This is a genomic window from Roseibium aggregatum IAM 12614, assembly GCF_000168975.1.
Lineage (GTDB): Bacteria > Pseudomonadota > Alphaproteobacteria > Rhizobiales > Stappiaceae > Roseibium > Roseibium aggregatum.
The window spans coordinates 133,941-155,137 of record NZ_AAUW01000010.1 but is presented as its reverse complement, the minus strand read 5'-3'; the positions used below and the strand labels follow the sequence as shown (position 1 = coordinate 155,137).

20 protein-coding genes and 1 riboswitch are annotated in these 21,197 nt (G+C 60.3%); of the genes, 6 read left to right on the top strand and 14 right to left on the bottom strand.

Annotated features, from left to right (window positions below):
• Positions 1 to 21: 21 nt before the first annotated feature.
• Positions 22 to 114, bottom strand: a riboswitch (glycine riboswitch).
• 224 nt (positions 115 to 338) lie between these two features.
• Positions 339 to 923, bottom strand: coding sequence for a hypothetical protein (locus SIAM614_RS15110; protein ID WP_040440379.1), 585 nt, complete (start codon positions 921 to 923; stop codon positions 339 to 341).
• A 188-nt stretch (positions 924 to 1,111) separates the two neighbouring features.
• On the opposite strand from SIAM614_RS15110, the gene ispH reads away from it, so the two are divergent.
• Genes ispH through SIAM614_RS15090 form a run of 4 tightly spaced genes read left to right on the top strand, consistent with a single transcriptional unit; the run spans position 1,112 to position 4,491 of the window.
• On the top strand, positions 1,112 to 2,113 hold the full coding sequence (gene ispH / locus SIAM614_RS15105) for a 4-hydroxy-3-methylbut-2-enyl diphosphate reductase (RefSeq protein WP_006935721.1): 1,002 nt from the start codon (positions 1,112 to 1,114) through the stop codon (positions 2,111 to 2,113).
• Between the two features lie 4 nt (positions 2,114 to 2,117).
• Positions 2,118 to 3,083 carry a homoserine kinase gene (gene thrB / locus SIAM614_RS15100; RefSeq protein WP_006935720.1) on the top strand — a complete coding sequence of 322 codons (966 nt, stop codon included), beginning with the start codon at positions 2,118 to 2,120 and terminating at the stop codon, positions 3,081 to 3,083.
• Positions 3,080 to 3,550, top strand: coding sequence for a ribonuclease HI (rnhA, locus tag SIAM614_RS15095; protein WP_006935719.1), 471 nt, complete (start codon positions 3,080 to 3,082; stop codon positions 3,548 to 3,550). The genes thrB and rnhA overlap by 4 nt, the downstream gene beginning before the upstream one ends.
• 17 nt (positions 3,551 to 3,567) lie before the next feature.
• Positions 3,568 to 4,491: a diacylglycerol/lipid kinase family protein gene (locus tag SIAM614_RS15090; protein WP_208984000.1), complete on the top strand. Its 924-nt coding sequence runs from the start codon at positions 3,568 to 3,570 to the stop codon at positions 4,489 to 4,491.
• 945 nt (positions 4,492 to 5,436) lie between these two features.
• Here the strand turns inward: SIAM614_RS15090 and SIAM614_RS15085 are convergent.
• From SIAM614_RS15085 to SIAM614_RS15065, 5 genes are all read right to left on the bottom strand, one after another.
• The gene (locus SIAM614_RS15085) at positions 5,437 to 8,346 is read right to left on the bottom strand and encodes an EAL domain-containing protein (protein WP_006935715.1); all 2,910 of its coding nucleotides are present in this window, start codon (positions 8,344 to 8,346) and stop codon (positions 5,437 to 5,439) included.
• Between the two features lie 31 nt (positions 8,347 to 8,377).
• Positions 8,378 to 9,016: a GNAT family N-acetyltransferase gene (locus tag SIAM614_RS15080; protein ID WP_006935714.1), complete on the bottom strand. Its 639-nt coding sequence runs from the start codon at positions 9,014 to 9,016 to the stop codon at positions 8,378 to 8,380.
• Between the two features lie 29 nt (positions 9,017 to 9,045).
• Positions 9,046 to 10,335 (bottom strand): M16 family metallopeptidase, encoded by a 1,290-nt coding sequence (locus SIAM614_RS15075; protein ID WP_040440330.1) that lies wholly within the window; start codon positions 10,333 to 10,335, stop codon positions 9,046 to 9,048.
• A 4-nt stretch (positions 10,336 to 10,339) separates the two neighbouring features.
• Positions 10,340 to 11,746, bottom strand: a complete 1,407-nt coding sequence (gene thrC / locus SIAM614_RS15070) for a threonine synthase (RefSeq protein WP_006935712.1) — start codon at positions 11,744 to 11,746, stop codon at positions 10,340 to 10,342.
• Positions 11,747 to 11,976: 230 nt separating this feature from the next.
• A complete protein-coding gene (locus SIAM614_RS15065) occupies positions 11,977 to 12,573 on the bottom strand; it encodes a YqgE/AlgH family protein (RefSeq protein WP_006935711.1) in 597 nt (198 codons plus the stop codon).
• Between the two features lie 184 nt (positions 12,574 to 12,757).
• Between SIAM614_RS15065 and SIAM614_RS15060 the strand changes: the two genes are divergently transcribed.
• Positions 12,758 to 13,579 (top strand): protein-disulfide reductase DsbD domain-containing protein, encoded by an 822-nt coding sequence (locus SIAM614_RS15060; protein WP_006935710.1) that lies wholly within the window; start codon positions 12,758 to 12,760, stop codon positions 13,577 to 13,579.
• A 145-nt stretch (positions 13,580 to 13,724) separates the two neighbouring features.
• Entirely contained in the window at positions 13,725 to 14,213 is a 489-nt protein-coding gene (locus SIAM614_RS15055) for a peroxiredoxin (protein ID WP_006935709.1), read from the top strand.
• A gap of 272 nt (positions 14,214 to 14,485) precedes the next feature.
• Here the strand turns inward: SIAM614_RS15055 and SIAM614_RS15050 are convergent, their stop codons facing one another.
• The 8 genes from SIAM614_RS15050 to coxB form a co-directional block, all read right to left on the bottom strand.
• Positions 14,486 to 15,247 (bottom strand): SURF1 family protein, encoded by a 762-nt coding sequence (locus SIAM614_RS15050; RefSeq protein ID WP_006935708.1) that lies wholly within the window; start codon positions 15,245 to 15,247, stop codon positions 14,486 to 14,488.
• Positions 15,248 to 15,274: 27 nt separating this feature from the next.
• Complete coding sequence (locus tag SIAM614_RS15045) at positions 15,275 to 15,670, bottom strand: DUF983 domain-containing protein (RefSeq protein WP_040440377.1); 396 nt, start codon at positions 15,668 to 15,670, stop codon at positions 15,275 to 15,277.
• 81 nt (positions 15,671 to 15,751) lie between these two features.
• Positions 15,752 to 16,624 carry a cytochrome c oxidase subunit 3 gene (locus SIAM614_RS15040; protein WP_006935706.1) on the bottom strand — a complete coding sequence of 291 codons (873 nt, stop codon included), beginning with the start codon at positions 16,622 to 16,624 and terminating at the stop codon, positions 15,752 to 15,754.
• Between the two features lie 45 nt (positions 16,625 to 16,669).
• Positions 16,670 to 17,278 carry a cytochrome c oxidase assembly protein gene (locus tag SIAM614_RS15035; RefSeq protein ID WP_006935705.1) on the bottom strand — a complete coding sequence of 203 codons (609 nt, stop codon included), beginning with the start codon at positions 17,276 to 17,278 and terminating at the stop codon, positions 16,670 to 16,672.
• A 10-nt stretch (positions 17,279 to 17,288) separates the two neighbouring features.
• A complete protein-coding gene (locus tag SIAM614_RS32470; protein WP_006935704.1) occupies positions 17,289 to 17,450 on the bottom strand; it encodes a hypothetical protein in 162 nt (53 codons plus the stop codon).
• A gap of 4 nt (positions 17,451 to 17,454) precedes the next feature.
• Positions 17,455 to 18,390, bottom strand: a complete 936-nt coding sequence (locus SIAM614_RS15030; protein ID WP_040440375.1) for a heme o synthase — start codon at positions 18,388 to 18,390, stop codon at positions 17,455 to 17,457.
• Between the two features lie 150 nt (positions 18,391 to 18,540).
• Positions 18,541 to 20,136 (bottom strand): cytochrome c oxidase subunit I, encoded by a 1,596-nt coding sequence (gene ctaD / locus SIAM614_RS15025; protein WP_006935702.1) that lies wholly within the window; start codon positions 20,134 to 20,136, stop codon positions 18,541 to 18,543.
• A 77-nt stretch (positions 20,137 to 20,213) separates the two neighbouring features.
• On the bottom strand, positions 20,214 to 21,161 hold the full coding sequence (coxB, locus tag SIAM614_RS15020; protein WP_006935701.1) for a cytochrome c oxidase subunit II: 948 nt from the start codon (positions 21,159 to 21,161) through the stop codon (positions 20,214 to 20,216).
• Positions 21,162 to 21,197 lie beyond the last annotated feature (36 nt).

Genomic DNA, 21,197 nt, shown 5'->3' with positions numbered 1-21,197 from the left:
AGCACTGCTTTCCAGAGCGTTGCAGTTCATGCGGTCCTTCTGCCTGAGAGTTTCCGGGGCGGTTGCTCCTTCGGCGCCAGGATCCTTTCACCCGGCCTCTCCCGCATAAACATTGACGTGTTACCACGCCAACCGGGGGACGACCCCGATTGGGGCGGGATTGTGCGAGGCAGACATAGTCTTGTCAATATGCGACATGCGGCGCCCGCAATTTTGCCGGTGCAAATTTTAGGCACCGTCCCAAAGGCCACGCACGAGCGGCAGCCCGCCGGTTTCAAACGTTCCGGCAAGGACCAGATCAAGCATCGGAAATCGGCAAATTACGTGCGAATGCTGCCTTACCGGCGGCGCCCTTCGTCGAATCCGAAGATCACCTTGGCTTCCGCACCTGCCGGTATGGTGAATTTCTCTTCGATCAGCGTCCAGGTTTCGCTGGGGGAATTCGCGCCGAGCGTGACCGGAATTTTCAGGATCTCGGAACTGATCGGCTTGGCTCCGCTGCCGCCGGGCACAATCGCGACCCGGATCGGCAGGACCACTTCACCACCCTTCCAGGCAGGGCCGGACGTCACATCGCCGGACAGGCCCAGCTTCATGCGGCGGCTGCCGTCGGGCTGCTGTGTGCAGGTGTTGGCCCAGTCCTTCACGGTCGCCTGATAGAGCAGGCCTTGCGGGTCATCATCCTTGCCGCGAACATATTTGCGTATCAGATAGGTGTTGGATTGAAGCTGCAACGCAGGACAGGGAACGGGCGGTGCAAAGGTATCGGGCGAAATCTCGATCGGCTTCTGACCACCGGAAATCACCTTGCCTGCGACACCGTCGGCGGCACTCATGCACCCCGCCAGAGCCGCGGCGGACAGGCCCACGGCCAGAATTGTCTTCAGGGTCTTGCCGGAGACGGCGTGAATCGCACTGATCATCTTCATTCCATAAAATGCAACACTTGTCGGCGGAGCTTCATAGCAGGTGAAGAATTGCTTGGCGAGGCTTGTCAAACGCAAACCTTGAAGCAGCTCATTGTGGCTGAATTGGTTCAGCTTGCCGCACATCCCTTGACACAGCCGGGCAGCAAGCCCTTATTGCGCGCAGAAACGTTCCTCGAAAGAGCATGATGACCGAGAGCAGACAGGAAAAAACACCGCTTGCCATTCACCTGTGCGCACCCCGCGGGTTTTGCGCCGGCGTCGACCGCGCGATCCAGATCGTGGAACTTGCGCTGGAGAAATATGGCAGCCCGGTCTACGTCCGTCACGAGATCGTGCACAACAAGTTCGTCGTCGACGGGCTGAAGGCCATGGGCGCTGTCTTCGTGGAAGAGCTGGAGGAAATTCCGGCCGGACACACCGACAGGCCGGTGATCTTCTCGGCGCATGGTGTGCCGAAATCCGTGCCGGAAGATGCCCAGAGCCGCAAGATGTTCTATCTTGATGCCACCTGCCCGCTGGTTTCCAAGGTCCACAAGGAAGCGGAAATCCACTTCCGGCGGGATCGGGAAATTCTGCTCATCGGTCATGCGGGCCATCCCGAAGTGATCGGCACCATGGGCCAGTTGCCGGAAGGCACCGTCAGCCTGATAGAGACCGAGGACGACGCACGCGCCTTCACGCCGAAGACCGACCGCCCTCTTGCCTACATTACCCAGACCACCTTGTCCGTGGACGACACGGCCGGCATCGTGGCGGTGTTGCAGGAAAGGTTCCCGCAGATTGTCGCTCCTCACAAGGAAGACATCTGCTACGCCACCACCAACCGGCAGGAAGCGGTCAAGCATGTGGCGCCCAAGGTTGATGCGATGATCGTTGTCGGCGCTCCGAATTCGTCAAACTCCCAGCGCCTGCGCGAGGTTGCGGAACGGGCCGGCTGCAGGACGGCAGTGCTGATACAGCGCGCAACCGACATTGACTGGCTGGATTTCGAAGGAATCTCGTCGCTGGGTCTGACGGCGGGTGCATCGGCCCCCGAGACTCTGGTAGAGGAAATCATCGCGGCCTTCGCCGACCGGTTCGACGTCAAGGTCGAGACGGTTCGCACCGCCGAAGAAACGATTTCCTTCAACCTGCCGCGGGAGCTGCGCGACATGATCGACGCCTCCCAGGCCGCCGCCGGATAACCCCATGGCTGTTTATACCGAAGTGACCGATGAGGAACTGAACGACTTCATCGGCAGCTATGACGTCGGACGCCTGCTGTCCTTCAAGGGCATCGCCGAGGGCGTCGAGAACAGCAACTTCCTGGTCCACACGGACAAGGCGTCCTACATTCTGACGCTTTACGAAAAGCGCGTGAACCCGGATGACCTGCCCTATTTTCTGAACCTTCTGCAGCATCTGGCCGCAAAGGGCCTGTCCTGCCCGACGCCCGTTCCCTCCAGGGACGGCAAGCTTCTGGGCACGCTCGCCGGCAGGCCGGCGGCGCTCGTTACCTTTCTGGACGGCATGTGGGTCAAACGGCCCAGGGTCGATCATTGCGCCGAACTTGGCAAAGCCATGGCCGAGCTGCATCTGGACGGCGCTGACTACGAGGGCTTCCGCAAGAACGCGCTCGACGTCAGCGGCTGGCGGCCCCTGTTCGATCAATGCGGGGAACGCAGCGATACTGTTCACCCGGGCCTTGGCGGCGAGATCGCGCGTGAACTCGATCACCTTGAAAAAGTCTGGCCGAACGACCTTCCGGGCGGCGTGATCCATGCGGATCTGTTTCCGGACAATGTGTTCTTTCTCGGCAACGAGCTGTCCGGGCTGATCGATTTCTATTTCGCCTGCAACGACGCCTTTGCCTATGACGTTGCCATCTGCCTCAACGCCTGGTGCTTCGAACAGGACATGTCGTTCAACGTTACCAAGGCGAAGGCGCTGCTCAAGGGCTATGCCACTGTCCGGCCGTTGAGCGAGGCCGAGTATGATGCCTTGCCAACGCTTTGCCGGGGTGCTGCGCTGCGCTTCCTGCTGACGCGGCTTTACGACTGGCTGAGCGTTCCGGAAGGGGCGCTGGTGACGCCGAAGGACCCGCTGGAATACCTGAAGAAGCTTCGCTTTCATCAGAGCATTTCTTCCGCCGAAGCCTATGGGTTGGAGCGATGACGGAAAATACCAATCGGGTCACGATCTATACGGATGGCGCCTGCTCGGGTAATCCGGGCCCAGGCGGCTGGGGGGTGATCCTGCGGTTCGGGGAGCACGAGAAAGAGCTTTGCGGCGGCGAAGCGGAAACCACCAACAATCGTATGGAACTGATGGCTGCCATCGAGGCGCTGAATGCCCTCAAGCGCCCGTGCGCGGTCGACCTTTATACCGACAGCACCTATGTGCGCAGCGGCATCAAGGAATGGATGTACGGCTGGAAGCGCAAAAACTGGCGCACGGCTGCCAACAAACCGGTGAAAAATGCGGATCTCTGGCAAGCCCTTGACGCAGCGAAGGAACGTCACGACGTTACCTGGCACTGGGTCAAGGGACATGCAGGCCATCCGGACAATGAACGCGCCGATGAACTGGCGCGCGGCGGAATGGCCCCGTATAAGAACGGCGAAAAAACGAATCCTGTCTGATGAGCAGAGGATTTTGAGTGAGACTTTTCTCGTGGTCCGGCGCAGCGGCAGTGCGCACAATGGTTCCGGATATGGCCGGAAAGGTGCTGATCGTTGCCAACCCGACCTCGGGTGGTTACAACGCCGAGCTCCTGGATGACGTGCGCAACCGACTGGAAGACCTCGGCTGCAAGACCGAAATCCGGCTGACCCGTCACGCCGGTGAAATCGGCGACATCTGCTCTGATCCCTCATTGCCCGTGCAAACGCTTGTGGTCGCCGGAGGCGATGGTTCCGTCAACGAGGCGCTGACCGGGTTTCAGAACCACCCCGCCCCGCCCCACTTGGGCATTATCCCCTTTGGCACCGCCAACGTGCTGGCACTGGAACTCGGCCTGCCGCGCACTGCAAAGGCGATCGCGGCCTTGATCCGGCGCGGCAAGACCAGACAACTGCATTATGGGCTCGCCAACGGCAGGCCTTTCGTGCTGATGGCGTCCGCCGGTTTTGATGCCGAAGTCGTTCACGCCGTGCCGCTGTCCCTGAAGCGGCGTCTTGGCAAGCTCGCCTACGTCATCACGGCCCTGCGCACCGGCTTCAAACGCAAGAGTGCTTCGCTGAAGGTCATCCTTGATGGAGAAGAAGTGACCGGCAAACTCGCCGTTGCCAGCAACGCCCGCCACTACGGTGGCCCCTTCGTCATCTGTCCCGGTGGAGCGACCGATCCGGGCCTGCATATGCTGGTTCTGGAAAGAGACGACCCCTGGTCGTCCTTCTGCTACGGCATCGCCCTCCTGATGGGTCGCATTCACAAGGCCAAGGGTGCCCTGGTCCGCCCATTCACATCCGCATCCATTCTGGCAACAGGCGCCGTCGCCGCGCAGGTGGACGGCGATCCTTTCGGCGCGACGCCACTGGAAATCCGGCAGACGGACAAGACAGTTCCTGTCCTGGCACCCTGACGCGGAAACCGCGCAACAACGTCCCCTCACCTCTCACACTCCCGATCACACATCTCCCTCTGTCATTGCAGGGCTCGACCCTGCAATCCATTCCGTTTCCTCGCCCTACCCGAAGTCCTTGCGACAGGATGGTGAGCGGCATGGATGCCATGGTCGAGCCATGGCAGGACGGAGAAAGTGTCGAGGGGCTCAGTGTCTCGATAGGGGCTTTGCGTGTTGTCGAAGACTGAATCGCACGCCAGAAGAACGCAACACGCACTACGCACCTTTTGTCGCCGCAGCCCTTTCCATTCCCCGTCATTGCAGGACTCGACCCTGCAATCCATTCCGTTTCCTCGCCCCACCAGAAGTCTTTGCGACAGGAGAACGAGCGGCATGGATGCCATGGTCGGGCCATGGCATGACGGTGGGTGTGTCGAGGGGCTCAGTGTCTCGATAGGGGCTTTGCGTGTTGTCGAAGACTGAATCGCACGCCAGAAGAACGCAACACGCACTACGCACCTTTTGTCGCCGCAGCCCTTTCCATTCCCCGTCATTGCAGGGCTTGACCCTGCAATCCATTCCGTTTCCTCGACCCACCCGAAGTCCTTGCGACAGGATGGTGAGCGGCATGGATGCCATGGTCGAGCCATGGCATGACGGAGGGTGTGTCGAGGGGCTCAGTGTCTCGATAGGGGCTTTGTGTTTTGTCGAAGACTGAGTGGCGCGCCAGAAGAACGCAACTCGCGCTACGTTCCTTTCGTCACCTCAGCCATTTCCATTCCCCGTCATTGCAGGGCTCGACCCTGCAATCCATTCCGTTTCCTCGCCCCACCCGAAGTCTTTCCGACAGGATGGCGAGCGGCATGGATGCCATGGTCGAGCCATGGCATGACGAAGTGGATGGGAAGCTGATGCCAGAACCGCTGAAGCAAGATTAATCGACGCGACAGACGCCGGCCAATATCAAGCCGTTTCGGCTTGGGCCGGCATCTTGCGCAGGATCTTGGTCGCCTCCGCCGCCGTGACGGCCTCGCCGAAATAGAAGCCCTGAGCGAATTCGCAGCCGAGTTGGTAGAGTTCCAGCGCGTCATTCTCGCTCTCCGCCCCTTCGGCAACGACCGACATGCCGAGATCGTGGCCCATGGCGACAATGGTCCTGAGCAGCACCGGCCGCGCGGACGAGCCGTTCGGTTTGACGAAGGACTGGTCGATCTTGATCGTGTCGAAGGGGAACCGCTGCAGGTAGGACAGCGAGGAGTGCCCTGTGCCGAAGTCGTCCAGGGACAGACCCGCACCGAGCCCGCGAAGGCGCTCCAGAACCTTGGCGGAATATTCCGGATTGGACATGACGAGCGATTCCGTCAGCTCCAGTTTCAAGGTGCCCGGAGTGAGAGAGGTTCGCGACAGAACCGCTTTCACATCGTTGATCAGGTCCTGCTTCAACAGTTGGCGCGAGGAAAGATTGACCGACGCAAACAGCGGCTGCGGCAACGGGAACTCGCGTTGCCAGAACGCCAGCTGCTGCGCGCCCTTGTCGAGCATGTAGATGCCCAGTTCGTTGATGAGACCGGACTGCTCGGCGACCGGAATGAACTCCGAGGGCGAAATCTTGCCGCGCTTGGCGTGGTTCCAGCGCGCCAGCACTTCGAAACCGGCCACGGACTGGTCTTCCAGCCGGATGATCGGCTGGAAATAGACGCCGAGCGTTTCCTTCTTGATCGCTTCACGCAGATCGGCTTCCAGGTCGACGATGTTCTTGTCGAGCGGACGCAGGATCGGACGGAACACTTCCTGGCGGTCACCACCCAGACGCTTGGCGTGATTGAGTGCGATCTCCGCATTGGTGACCATATCTTCCACCGCCTGTTTGCCGCCTTCGAAGAAGGCAATGCCGACGGAGCAGGTCAGGAAAATTTCCCGGTCGCCGAAGGTGATCGGAGCACGGACGGCCTTGCGCAGCGAATCCGCCAGCGCGACGATCCGGTCGGGCTCCTGTTCGGACAGAAGGACAAGGCCGTACTGGTCGCCGGACAGGCGGCCGAGCGTATCCTGCTGACCGATCAGGCGACCAAGCCGGCGGGCAACTGTCAGCAGAATGCTGTCACCGGCGGACAGACCGATGCTGTCGTTGACCTGCTTGAACCGGTCCAGATTGAGCACGAGCAAGGTCGGCTTGGTGGTTTCCTCTGCCCTCGACCGGATGACGCTGGTGCGCAAACGGTCAACGAAGAGCTCCCGGTTCGGCAGGCCGGTCAGATTGTCGTGGACGGCATCGTGCAGAAGACGTTCTTCCGCCGTGCGCTCCTCGGTCACGTCCAGCAACGTGCCCACGCAGCGGATCACCTCACCATCGGAGCCGATAATCGGGCGGGCGCGCAGGCGGAACCAGCGGAAATGGCCGTCTTCTGAGCGTAGCCGGAAGGTTTGCGTGACCTTGCCGCGGCGCTGATCGATGACCGCGTCCAGCGTTGCTCGGAACCGGTCACGATCCTGCGGATGAAGAATATCCAGCCAGTCGCGCGCAGGCCCCTCCAGGGTGCCCCGCTTCAGGTTGAGCAGGTCTTCCACCTCGTTGCCCGTGTAGATGCGGTCGCGGTCAATGTCCCAGTCCCAGATGATGTCACCGGCACCAGTCAAGGCCAGGGCCTTGCGTTCGACATCGGAAATGAGACCTTGCGCGATCGCACCGCCGGCAAAGGCATGCTGCATCACCGTGAAGCCGATCAGCAGCACGATGAGGACGAGACCGCCTCCAAGGGCAGGCTGGACGATGTCGTTGGACAGATATCCGGTTACGGTCATCGCCGCCCCGACCAGCCAGGCCATCAGCAGGCACCAGGTCGGGATCAGCAGAATGGCGCGGTCGTAATGCTGGAAGGCAAGCACGGCGATGGTGACGAAGCCGAGTATGCCGATAACGGCCAGCGCCAAACGGGCAATACCGGCTGCAATCGACGGGTCCCAGACGGCGACGCCCAGCAGACCCAGGATCAGGATCAGCGTCGTCAGTGCCAGATGCGAGTAGTGAATGTTCCAGCGGTTGAGATTGAGATAGGCGTAGAGAAAGATGATCAAACTGGCCGCGAGCATGACCTCGGCACAGGCACGCGCAAGCTGGCTGCCGCCTCCTTCCAGATTGAACACCATGCCCCAGAAGCCGAAATCAATGCACAGATAGGCCAGAACCGACCAGGCAAGCGCTGCAGTGGCCGGGAACATGACCGTGCCCTTGACCACGAACAGGATGGTGAGGAACAGGGCCAGCAGCCCGGAAATGCCCAGAATGATGCCGCGATAAAGCGTGTACGCGTTGACGGTTTCCTCGTAGACGTCCGGTTCCCAGATCCGGATTTCCGGCAGGTTCGGCGTCGTCATTTCCGCGACGAAAGTGACGATGGAGCCCGGGTCGAGCGTGACCAGGAAGACATCGGCTTCAAGACTTTTCTGACGTTCCGGGGCGATACCCTGGCTCGGCGTGATCGCCAGAATGCGCGAGGAGCCGAGGTCCGGCCAGAACAGGTCGGAGCCGACCAGCTTGTAGTTGGGGGCAACGATCAGGCGATCGATCTGTTCATCGCTGGTGTTTGCCAGCGCGAAAACCGCCCAGTTGGTGTTGGTGCCTTCACGCGATGGAACCTCGATGCGGCGCACGATGCCGTCCGCACCCGGTGCGGTCGACACCTGCAGGCGGGTACCGGCCTCGCGATGCAGGTCGACGGAATTGGTGATATCCAGCGCTTCGACATCGATCGGAACAGGAATCGGCTCCAGCGCCCGTGCCGGCAGGCTGCCAAGCAACGTTGCAAACAACGCCAGAGCAATGACAAGGTTTCTGAACACGCTTCTTATCGGATCCGGTATCACAATCGACATGGGGCGAAGAAGTACCGGGTTGTAGCGCATGTCACAAGAATTCTTTCAAGATTCCCTCGACGCTCGGAGCCACCTTTTCAGGTCGTAACGCATGGTCTTCCGCCAAACAGGCAAACAGCAGATGATCCTGCCAGGTCCCGTTAATTAACAGATAGTTGCGTGCGTATCCTTCCCGGTGGAACCCGGCATTTTCGAGCAGACGGATGGACGGCATGTTCGTTGGCAGACAGGCCGCTTCAATACGATGAAGGTTCAAAACGTCGAAACAAAACGGCAAGATCATGGCGACAGCCGAGGACATATGTCCTTTTCCCGCGTGTCGTTCTCCCATCCAGTAGCCAAGTGTTGCAGTCTGGCTGACACCTCTGCGGATATTGCTGAGGGTCAGACCGCCGAGGATCTCGTTGGTGCGCGCACGGAAGAGAAGAAAGGACAGGCTTCGGCCTTCCTTGCGGTCCTTCGAATAGCGGCGCAAGCGGCGGCGAAACCCGGTGCGGGTCAGATCGTCGGAAGGCCAGAGCGGTTCCCAGGGCTTCAGGAAGGCCCGGCTTTCACCGCGTAGTTCAGCCCAGGGCTTGAAATCGTACATGATCGGCGGGCGAAGGTAATAGCCTCCCGCCTCGATCAGCAGCTCGGCGTCAGGTGATGCTCCCGGCCGTAAAAGCGCCATGCCCCACACTCCGCCTTGTTCTGCCAGCCTTACATGGACGCTGCCCGCAGGATCGGGCTCTGCTGAAGCCGTCCGGCGAGTTCGTCCGCAGTCATGATGCCGTCCACCGGCCCGATCGCCGTCAGTGTCGGCACCGTGCCGACGAAGGTCTGGTGGGCGACCCTGCGGATATCGGCGGCCGTCACGGCTTCGATCTTCGAGGAAATCTCGTCCGGATCGAGCACACGGTTGTGCACGAGGATCTGGCGGGCAATCTGACCGGCCCGTGCTGCCGGGCTTTCCAGCGCCATCATCAGGCCGGCGCGGATCTGTGCCCTGGACCGGGCAACTTCCTCGTCGGTGATCGTCTGCGTGGCAGCAATAAGCTCTTCCACGATCATTGGCATCAGTGCCGCGAGATCTTCCTGGCTGGTGGCCGCATGCAGACCGAACAAGCCGGTATCGGAGAACGCCCAGTGGAAGCTGTAGATGGCGTAGCAAAGGCCGTGCTTCTCGCGGATTTCCTGAAACAGGCGCGACGACATGCCCCCGCCCAGAACGGAGGCGAGGATCTGGATGGCGTAATAGTCCGCGGATTTATAGGGCTGGCCTTCAAAACCGATCAGAACCTGAGCTTCCATCAGCTCTTTCGGCCGAAGGGTTTCCCCACCCCGGTACCGCGCTTCCGATTCCGGCGCAGCCGGTTCGGAATTGAACCCGCCGAATTTTTCGCGAGCAAGAGCCACAAGCGCCTCGTGCTCGACAGCCCCGGCCGCGGCCAGAACCATGTCGGGTGCCCGGTAGCGGTCTGCGAGATAGGCGTTCAGAGCATCCCGGTTGAACCCCTGCACCGTTTCCGGCGTTCCGAGGATCGGCCGCCCGATGGCCTGCTCCGGCCAGGCGGTTTCCTGGAACAGGTCGAATGCCTGATCGTCGGGAGAATCGTTGGCAGCGCCGATTTCCTGCAGGATCACATGCTGCTCGCGCGTCAGTTCCTGGGCATCGAATGTGGAATTCTGCAGGATGTCGGCGAGGATATCGACCGCAAGCGGTGTGTCCTCGGCCAGGATACGCGCGTAGTAATTGGTGTGTTCGATGCTGGTGGAGGCGTTCAGCTCACCGCCAACGGCCTCGATTTCCTCGGCAATACCTCGAGCTGTGCGGGTCTTGGTGCCCTTGAAGGCCATATGCTCAAGAAGATGGGTAATCCCGTTCTGGTGCACGGTCTCCGCGCGGGATCCCGTTCGTACCCACACGCCGAGAGCCGCCGTCTTCAAATGAGGCATCTGGTCGGTGACGACCGTCATCCCGTTGTCGAGGATTGTTGTTTGTACTTTCATATGCTCACACCCCAGCAGTAACGGCCCGGGCGTGATCTTCGATGTATTTCTCCACCACGCCCTGTTCCGCCGCCAGAACCTGCTGGCGCTCCTCCGCAGTCATCATGTCCTTCAGGTTTTCCGGCAACTCCGGCCGGTTTCCTGAAGCCTTTTCCACCGCATCCGGGAATTTGGCCGGATGGGCCGTGCCCAGCACCACCATCGGTGCCTCGCCGTTATCATGGTCTTTCGCCACATGGACGCCGATTGCCGTGTGCGGGTCCAGAAGATAGCCGGCCTCGTTCCATGTCTCGGCGATGGTCGCCTCCGTTTCGTCCTCGTTGCAGCGCCCGGCTCCGAAGACCGCACGCATCTCGCGAAGCGGGCCTTCCTCGATCTCGAAACTGCCGGACTGGCTCAACTGGTTCATCATGCGGCGGACAGTGCCGCCATCACGGCCGCAGACCTCGGCCAGCAGCCGCTCGAAATTGGACGATACCTGGATGTCCATGGACGGAGAAATGGTCGGCGTCACGCCGCGCTTTTCGTAGCGCCCGGTTTCGAGTGTCCGTGCCAGGATGTCGTTGACATTGGTTGCCACCACCAGCTTTTCGACGGGAAGCCCCATCTTCATGGCGGCATAGCCGGCGAAAATATCGCCGAAGTTGCCGGTCGGCACCGTGAAGGAGATCTTCCGATGCGGAGCGCCGAGGGCTGCGCCTGCGACGAAGTAATAGACGATCTGCGCCAGAATACGCGCCCAGTTGATCGAATTGACACCGGACAGGGCAACCCTGTCGCGGAACGAAAAGTGGTTGAACATGCCTTTCAGGATCGCCTGGCAATCGTCGAAGTTGCCAGTCAGAGCCAGGGCATGGACATTCTCTTCCGCCGGCGTCGTCATCTGCCGACGCTGCACGTTGGAAATGCGCCCGTCGGGGAACAGGATGAAGATATCGGTGCGCTCGCGCCCGCGGAAGGCTTCGATGGCTGCGCCGCCGGTGTCGCCGGATGTCGCGCCGACGATGGTCGCCCGCAGGTCACGTTCGCTCAGGACATAATCCATCATCCGGCCGAGCAACTGCATCGCGACGTCCTTGAACGCCAGCGTCGGGCCATGGAACAGTTCCAGGATGAAGGTGTTGGGGGCTGTCTGGACAAGCGGCGTAACGGCCGGGTGGCGGAAGCCGTCATAGGCTTCTGCAATCATGGACTTCAGATCGTCTTCGGGAATGGCGCCGCCGACAAAAGGCGAAATCACCTGAAAGGCAACATCCTGATACGGCTTTCCAGCGAAGGATGCGATGGTGTCGGCATCAAATTGCGGCCAGGTTTCGGGTAAGTAAAGTCCGCCGTCGCGTGCGAGCCCCTGGAGCAGGACATCGGAAAATTCCAGAACTGGTGCTTCACCACGCGTACTGATGTATTTCACCGCGCAACGTTCCTCTTGCTTTTGTTTGTCGCGGGACGCCCGCGTCCCCTGCCTGTTTGCCAGACCTCTGATGCGAGAAAGATCAGCCTACTTGAATTCCGGTAGATTTGAAACAAACCATGCCATTGATGCGACTTACGCGCCATAACATTCAAGCGCAAGTCGCTTTTGGTTAAAATGATGACCGTGGAGAGACAAGTTTCCCGAAACCGTTCATAAGGCTGGCGCGCTCAGGCGTGCCCGGCATCGCCATAGAGCATGGCAGGGTCGATCCCCATGCTGGCAAGCGCGCGATGCCATTTCTTGTCGGAGGCCCGGTCGAACAGGATGTCCGGATCGGCCGGCGCCGTCAGCCAGCCATTGGCCTGAATTTCGTTTTCAAGCTGCCCCGGCGCCCAGCCGGCATAGCCGAGGGCCAGCATCGCCTGGGCCGGACCTTCACCTTGCGCGAGCGCCCGCAGGATCTCCAGCGTTGCCGTCAGGCAAATGCCGTTGTCGATGGCCAGGGTCGACTGGTTCAGCATGAAATCGTCGCTATGCAGCACAAAGCCACGTTCGACCTCGACCGGCCCACCCTTGTGCACGCTCATGTCACGCACCTTTGGCGGCAGGCGGATGGCGCTGTCATCGTTGACGATATCAAGCTGGATGAGAAGCTCTTCCAGGGACAGGTGACGGGCCACCTGGTTCACCACAATGCCCATGGCCCCCTGGTCGGAATGGGAGCACAGATAAATCACGGAATGTTCGAACCGGCTGTCTGACATGCCCGGCATCGCAATCAGAAACTGACCTTCAAGGGATTCTGTTGCTGCGGCTCCGGCCATGCATACCTCGTTTTCTGTTGACGCTCTTAGCCCTGCAAAAAGCATAGACCCTTTGAGGAGCTTTGTTAATGTCTGTTTGTGCCCGCCGGATCGCGTCCAGCTCACTTAACCGTCACAAGGATATGACCTGAATTGGCCAGTCTGACCGATGACGCTTGCCCGAAACTCGTGTAGCAGAGAAGGCATGAAACGCTCTGTCGTCGCTTTCGCAGTCGCTCTTGCAGTCCTTGCCCCGCCCGCCCATGCCGCCATGACAGGCTGGACGGAAGTTCAGGGAGGGGCCGTCAGGCTGATCGCATCCGGTCCCTTGAAGGATGGCCACTATGAAGCCGGGCTGGAGTTCATGCTCGAACCAGGCTGGCACACCTATTGGCGCTATCCGGGGGAAGCCGGAATTCCGCCTCTGATCGACACTTCGGCAAGCGCGAACCTCAAGTCCATGGAAGTGCTCTTTCCCGTTCCGGAGCGTTATGACGACGGTTTTTCGGAATCGATCGTCTATCACAACGGCATTGTTCTGCCGCTACGGATCCAGCCGGAGACCGTTGACCAACCGATGACGCTGTCGCTGGATGTCTTTTTCGGCATCTGCAACGAGATCTGTGTTCCCGGCGACGCCTCCCTGACGCTGGATCTGGTTCCAGATGACCAGACTGACAGCCTTGCCCAGACGCTGATTGCGCGCGACCTTGACGCCGTGCCGGACGTCGGTCCTTCGGAAGATCTTCAGATCAAGACCGTAACGCTATCGGCCACCGGAGATGCGCTGGACATCGAGGTTCAGGCACCTGAAGGCACTTCGCCCGATCTTTTTGCGGCAGCCCCCGAAGGTTCCTACATCGGTCTGCCGAAACCCACGGGTCAAAGCAGTCAAGGTCCTGTCTGGCGCCTGCCGCTCAAAGGCATGAAAACGACGGAAACCGACACCGACTTGCGCCTTGTCCTTTCTGCCGACGGACGCGCGATCGAGCAGCTCTTTGCAATCGATCCGGCCTGGCTGAAATAAGGTGTGACCCCTTGAATATCCGTTGTGCCAGCGGCGCCACCGAACCGCTTTTGGCACAACCTCCCTCGACGGATGGTCCAACACGCCCTATCTGTGTCGCGGGGCTGCCGTGTCGCTGCAGCCACTCAATCAAGGGATATTCACTATGACACTTTCTGTTGGGGATCGTCTTCCTGAAGCAACGTTCAACATCATGACCGCGGACGGCCCCGGCGAAATGTCGACCGGCGAGCTGACGTCCGGCAAGACCGTTGTTCTTTTCGGTGTGCCCGGCGCCTTCACCCCGACTTGCCACATGAACCATCTGCCCGGGTTCATCGAGCATGCGGAAACGCTGAAGAACAAGGGCGTCGATACCATCGCGGTCCTGTCCGTCAACGACGTCTTCGTCATGGACGCCTGGAAGAAGGCCTCCAATGCCGGTGACAGCATCACCTTCCTGTCCGACACGGGCGCCGCTTTCGTGGAAGCTGCTGGTCTCGGCCTCGGCCCGGCACCAATCTTCGGCCACCTGCGCTCGCAGCGTTTTGCGCTGATTGCAAAAGACGGGGTCGTGACCTTCATGGCCATTGAAGACGCCCCGGGCGAAGCCGTTAAATCAGGCGCTGCCGCTATCCTGGAAGCCCTCGGCTAAGCCGTTTGCAAGCCTGCACGAGAAATGACGAAGGGTCCTGCGGGGCCCTTTTTTTATCGCCCCTTCTCAGCAGGTCATCCCGGACGCAGCAACGCGGAGATCCGGGATCGGAGAGCCGAGGGCCTTTCAAAATAACTGCTGACAAAAGTGCCGCTATGGCTCCCCGATCCCGGCTCGCGCTTTGCCTGGCCGGGATGACGACCGAGAGCCTGGGTTTTACCGCCCCCCCCCCGGAGCCAAATTCTCTCGTGTCACGAGGCCACCAGCACCACCTACTTGGTCGACGTTTCACCCGCCTGCCGTTTGCGCGGCCACAGGATGCTTGCGGCGTAAGTCAGGTAGACACCAATCAGCGTTGCCGCCAGACCGAACCAGGTCAGTGCGTAGCCGAGGTGGTCGTTCTTGAAGCGAACGATGGTCTCACCTGCCTGCGGCAGACCTGAAGGCGGCGTGAAGGATGCGTCGAGATCGATGCTGTAGGGCGCAAGTTTTGCTGGGTCGAGGCCCAGTTCCGCAGCCATGGCCTCCGTGTCGCGCGCGAACCAGATACGATCTTCCTTTCCCGGTTCCGGCGTCGTCCAGTTGGGCTTTTCGCTCAACCGCAACAATCCCGTCAGCTCCCAGGCGCCATCGGGCGGTACGATTGCCTGCTGGCGCACTGTCTTGTCGAGGCCCTGCGGCAGGAACCCGCGATTGACCAGGACAACCCACTCCTGATCCGTTTCAAAAGGCGCATAGACCATCACGCCCGGACCGCCCACTGCTCCCGCCGGTTCGCTCAAGGAAGTGTAATAGAAGACCGCACCTTCCAGGAAACGGCCGCTGAGCCTGACACGCTCATAGTCGTCCGAGGGCGACAGGTCTGCCCAGTCCGCAGGCTCGGGTGCGGCCTTCGGCGAGCTGGTGACACCAGCCTCCACCTGTTCGATGAGGTTTTCTTTCCAGGCCAGGCGGTCAAGCTGCCAGAAGCCGAGATTGAGCAGAACCACCAGTGCCGCGATGGCGGCTAGCGTCAGGAGAATGAGTTTGCGCATGGGATTGTCTTCCCGGGGCCTGCCCGGTCAGTTGTTGTCCTTGCCGTTGTCCAGTTGCCCTTCGGAGGCCTTGTGCCGGAACTGAAGCGCGATCATCAGCCCCTTCAAAGGCCGCAGCACACCGCCGGCCAGAATGACCGTGAGCGGCAGCCAGAGAACCAGATGCACCCAGATCGGCGGCTGGTAGGACAGTTCGACGAACAGCACCAGGCCGACAACGATGAAGCCGACGATCATGATGACAAAGACTGCCGGGCCGTCGCCGCTGTCAGCGAAGGAATAGTCAAGTCCACAGGCCATGCAGGATTTCTTGACGCTCAGGAAACCGTCAAAAAGCTTGCCCTGGCCACAACGTGGACACTTGCCCGACAGGCCGGCAGTAACCGGATTGACCGGTGGGAAATGCGCCTTGTCTTCCATGATGTGCCTCAAGCTTAAGCGAAAATGGAAACGCCCGATCCGGTGGGCCGGATCGGGCGTTGTTCGTGCCGGTGTGGCGCGAACCTAGTGAGCGGCCGGTGTGCCTGCGCCCCAGATATAGATGGAGACGAACAGGAACAGCCAGACGACGTCAACGAAGTGCCAATACCATGCAGCCGCTTCGAAGCCGAAATGCTTCTCGACGGTGAACTGACCGGCCAGAGCCCGGAACAGGCAGACGGCCAGGAAGATGGTGCCGACGATCACGTGGAAGCCGTGGAAACCGGTCGCCATGAAGAAGGTCGCGCCATAGATGTTGCCGCCAAAGTCGAATGCAGCGTGAGAGTATTCGTACACCTGGCAGATGGTGAAGAGAATACCGAGCAGAACCGTGCAGGTCAGGCCCCACTTCAGACCATCGCGGTCATTGTGCAGCAGAGCATGGTGCGCCCAGGTGACCGTGGTGCCGGAGCACAGCAGGATCAGCGTGTTGAGCAGCGGCAGGTGCCAGGGATCGAACGTTTCGATGCCAGCCGGCGGCCAGTGACCGCCGGTTGCCTCGACGCGGGCATACTGGATGGCTTCGCCGGTGAAGAGCGAAGCATCGAAATAGGCCCAGAACCAGGCAACGAAGAACATCACTTCCGAAGCGATGAACAGCAGCATGCCGTAGCGAAGATGCAGCGAGACCACACGGGTGTGGTGACCCTGAGCGGATTCGCGAATGGTGTCGCGCCACCAGCCGAACATCACATAAAGGACGATCAGCAGACCGACGGCGAAGAGGCCCCAGCCGGTGAGATTCATGCCGAGGAGAACGAATTCCGTTCCCTGAGCAAACTTCATGAAGCCGATGGCACCCAGTGCCATGACGAACGCACCGACGGATGCGATGAACGGCCACGGACTTGGATCGACCAGGTGATAGTCGTGATTTTTGGTATGTGCCTCAGCCATCGGCAAGCTCCCCAAAGACATTCATTTCAGGCGCGGTTGCGCCAATCACTCAAATTTTGTTTCAGCTTCAGCCTTCTCGGCCTTGGCTGCAACAGGACGTTCCGGTTGTTCTACCGGGAAGAAGGTGTAGGACAAAGTGATTTCCTTCACGTGTTTCAGCTCAGGATCCTTGTCCATTTCCGGATCGACAAAGAAGACGACCGGCATTTCGACAGTCTCGCCGCTTTCCAGCGCCTGCTCGGTGAAGCAGAAGCATTGCAGCTTGTTGAAATAGGCTCCGGCCGTCGGCGGCGACACGTTGAAGGTCGACGTCCCGACGGTCCTTTCGGAACCCGTGTTGGTTGCCACATATTCAAGCTGGGCGGTTTCGCCCATCTGAAGCGTGACCGAACGCTGCACCGGTTTGAACTTCCAGGGCAGCTCGTGATTGACGTTGCCGTCGAAGCGCACGGTGATCTTGCGGTCCAGGATCACGTCGCTTTCGGCGGTGGCAACCTGCGTGGTGCCGCCAAAACCGGTGACGCGGCAGAAAAGATTGTAGAGCGGCACGGCGGCATAGGCCGCCCCGACCATGAACATGAACACGCCAGCGCAGACCACCGCGACCTTGCGGTTGCTGCGTGACAGGTTGGAAGTGTCTTGTCCGTTGCTCACGCGATCTTCCTCACAGCGCCCGGTCGAGAATGCCGGGGCCCAGTTTGACGATGGTCACGACATAGAACAGCAAGACGAGGCCGCCGAGCACGCAGGCAATCGCAATCGACCGCGAGCGGCGCTTCTTCTTCTGTTCTTCGGTGAGCGTAATGCCCTGATCTTCCTTGGCCATCACGTCACGCTCCTGCGATCAGGCTTTCGCCCAGAAGAAGGGCAAACAGCATGAACAGGTAAAAGATCGAGAACTTGAACAGGCGCCAGCAGGCGGCCTTCGCCGGGTCGCCTTCGCGTTTGCGCCAGACATCAAAGGACAGGCCGACGAAGATGGCGCTCAGAACCGCCGATGCCACACCGTAAACGGGGCTGGCGAAGCCAAGCAGGTAAGGCGCGACACCGATGGGGGCGAGCAGAACGGCATAGGCAAGAATGTGATGCCGTGTCGCGGTCTCGCCGGCGACAACGGGCAGCATCGGGATCTTGGCGGCCTGATAGTCGCCATTCTTGACCAGCGCCAGCGCCCAGAAGTGCGGCGGTGTCCACATGAAGATGATCAGGAACAGAACGAAGCTTTCCAGGCTGACGCTGCCGGTAACGGCTGCCCAGCCGATCATCGGAGGGAAAGCGCCCGCAGCACCGCCAATCACAATGTTCTGCGGCGTCGAGCGCTTCAGCCACATCGTATAGACGATCACGTAGAAGAAGATGGTGAAGGCCAGGAACGCTCCGGCAAACCAGTTGACCAGAAGGCCGAGCAGGACCACCGAACCGATGGACAGCGTCACACCGAAGGCCAGCGCTTCGTCGCGCGTAACCTTGCCGGCCGGGATCGGCCGCTTGCGGGTCCGCGTCATGACTTCATCGATGTCAGCGTCGTACCACATGTTGAGCGCGCCGGAAGCGCCCGCGCCGATGGCAATGCACAGGATCGCGACAACACCGAGCACCGGATGGACGGTTCCCGGAGCCAGCATCAGGCCGACAAAAGCGGTGAAGATAACCAGGGACATCACACGCGGCTTCAGGAGCGCCACATAGTCGCTCACCGATCCCATGCCGCCGTCCCAGACGGCGGTTTCCTGGCTCATCATATCCTGGCGCTCAACGAGCGACATAGGCACGTCCTTCGAATTCTTGTTTTGGTCCGCGATCCAGGGATCGCGCAACCGGGTGCACATGGCCCGGGAGATTTCTTTAAAGGGAGCACCGCGCCGGCAACCGGCGCGGTGCTGATCTTGACCGGGAGGCGAACCTCCCGCCGCGGATTACTTGATGCGCGGCAGAGTCTCGAACTGGTGGAACGGCGGCGGAGAAGACAGGGTCCACTCCAGGGTCGTTGCGCCTTCGCCCCACGGGTTGTTGCCGACGACGCGCTTCTTGGAGAACGCTTCGAAGATACCGAAGAGGAACACCAGAACCGCGAAGGCCGAGATGTAGGAGCCGATGGAGGAAACGAAGTTCCAGCCGGCAAACGCATCCGGATAGTCGACATAGCGGCGCGGCATGCCGTTCAGACCCAGGAAGTGCTGCGGGAAGAACACCAGGTTCACGCCTACGAAGGTGATCCAGAAATGGGCCTTACCGATCGTCTCGTTGTACATGTAGCCGAACATTTTCGGGAACCAGTAGTACCAGGCCGCGAAGATCGCGAACACGGCACCCAGCGACAGCACGTAGTGGAAGTGAGCAACCACGTAGTAGGTGTCGTGGAACGAACGGTCGAGACCGGCGTTGGCGAGCTGCACACCCGTCACACCACCGACGGTGAACAGGAAGATGAAGCCGATTGCCCAGACCATTGGTGTGCGGAACTCGATGGAACCGCCCCACATGGTCGCGATCCAGGAGAAGATCTTCACGCCGGTCGGAACCGCGATCACCATGGTGGCGGCCACGAAGTAGGCCTGCGTCTCGGAAGACATGCCGACGGTATACATGTGGTGCGCCCACACGATGAAGCCGACGACGCCAATGGCGACCATGGCGTAGGCCATGCCCAGGTAACCGAAGATCGGCTTGCGCGAGAAGGTGGAAATGATGTGGCTGATGATGCCGAAGCCCGGCAGGATCAGGATGTACACTTCCGGGTGACCGAAGAACCAGAACAGGTGCTGGAACAGGATCGGGTCACCGCCACCGGCAGGCGCAAAGAACGTGGTGCCGAAGTTACGGTCGGTCAGCAGCATGGTGATGGCACCCGCCAGAACCGGCAGGGACAGCAGCAGCAGGAACGCGGTGATCAGCACGGACCAGGCAAACAGCGGCATCTTGTGCAGGGTCATGCCCGGCGCACGCATGTTGAAGATGGTCGTGATGAAGTTGATGGCACCGAGGATCGAGGAAGCACCTGCGATGTGCAGGGCCAGGATCGCCAGATCCATTGCCGGTCCGGGCTGACCGGAGGTGGACAGCGGCGGATAGATGGTCCAGCCGCCACCGACACCGTTGGAGCCCGGAGGACCTTCAACGAAGAGGGAGAGAAGCAGCAGCAGGAAGGCCGGCGGAAGCAGCCAGAAGGAAATGTTGTTCATCCGCGGGAACGCCATGTCCGGCGCACCGATCATGATCGGCACGAAGTAGTTGGCATAGCCGCCGATCATGGCCGGCATCACCATGAAGAAGATCATGATCAGGCCGTGAGCGGTGGTGAACACGTTGAACAGGTGCGGATCGCCGAAGATCTGCATCCCCGGTTCCTGAAGTTCCATCCGCATGCCGACGCTGAGCGCGCCGCCAACGATACCTGCCATAATAGCGAACATCAGGTACATGAGACCGATGTCCTTGTGGTTGGTCGAATAGACCCAGCGGCGCCATCCGGTCGGATGGCCATGTGCCGCATGTGCTTCGGTCGCAGCCATTTTGGGCTCCCTCTTTCAGACTTTCTCAGCGGCGCTGCATGACATCGCGCGCATCGCCAAACAGGATCGTCGCCGCGTTATTTCGCGGCGACAGAGATCTCTTCAAGCTTGCCTGCGGCAGCCAGCTTCTTGGTATCGGCGATCGATGCCAGGAGCTGCTGGTTTGCAGTGTCCAGATCGTCCTGAGCGGCAGTCGACCAGGTCTGGAACTGATCCTTGGAAACCACCCGGATCGCGATCGGCATGAAAGCATGATCCTTGCCGCACAGTTCGGAACACTGGCCGTAGTAGACGCCTTCCTCGCGAGCGTGGAACCAGGTCTCGTTCAGACGGCCCGGAATGGCGTCGACCTTGACGCCGAAGGACGGCATCGCGAAGGAGTGGATCACGTCCTCGGAAGTCACCTGGACGCGAACCGTCGTGTCGACCGGAATGACGAGGTCGTAGTCAACGGACAGAAGGCGCGGAACTTCGTTCAGCGTCACGCCGCGGGCGTCTGCCACTGCCTGGCGCTCATCGTCCTTGACCATGATGGAATCGAAGGAGAGCTCACCCATGTTCTCGTCGGTGTACTCGTAACCCCAGTACCACTGGTACCCGGTCGCCTTGACGGTCATCTCGTATTCTGGAATGTCCAGCTGCTTGTAGAGCAGCCGGAAAGACGGGATCGCGATCACGACCAGGATCAGGATCGGAGCAACCGTCCAGACCACTTCGATCATGGTGTTATGCGACGTCCTGGACGGAACCGGGTTCTTTTTCGCGCTGAAACGGGTCATGCAGACGATCAGCAGCGCAAGCACGAACAGCGTGATTACGGTGATGATCACCAGGGTGAACCCGTTGAACCAGGTAATGTCGTCCATTACATCGGTGACAGAGGCCTGAAAGCCCAACTGCCATTCCTTGATGCCGGATTCCGCTGCCAGGGCCGCTGTCGACACTCCAGCAAAAGTCGCCGCCGCACCGGCCATAGTCATGAGACGCTTGAAGACTGCCTTCACGTCCGCGCTCCCTTCCCTCATCCGCCTCAAGTGGCGGAAAATGCTAAATTTCCGGAC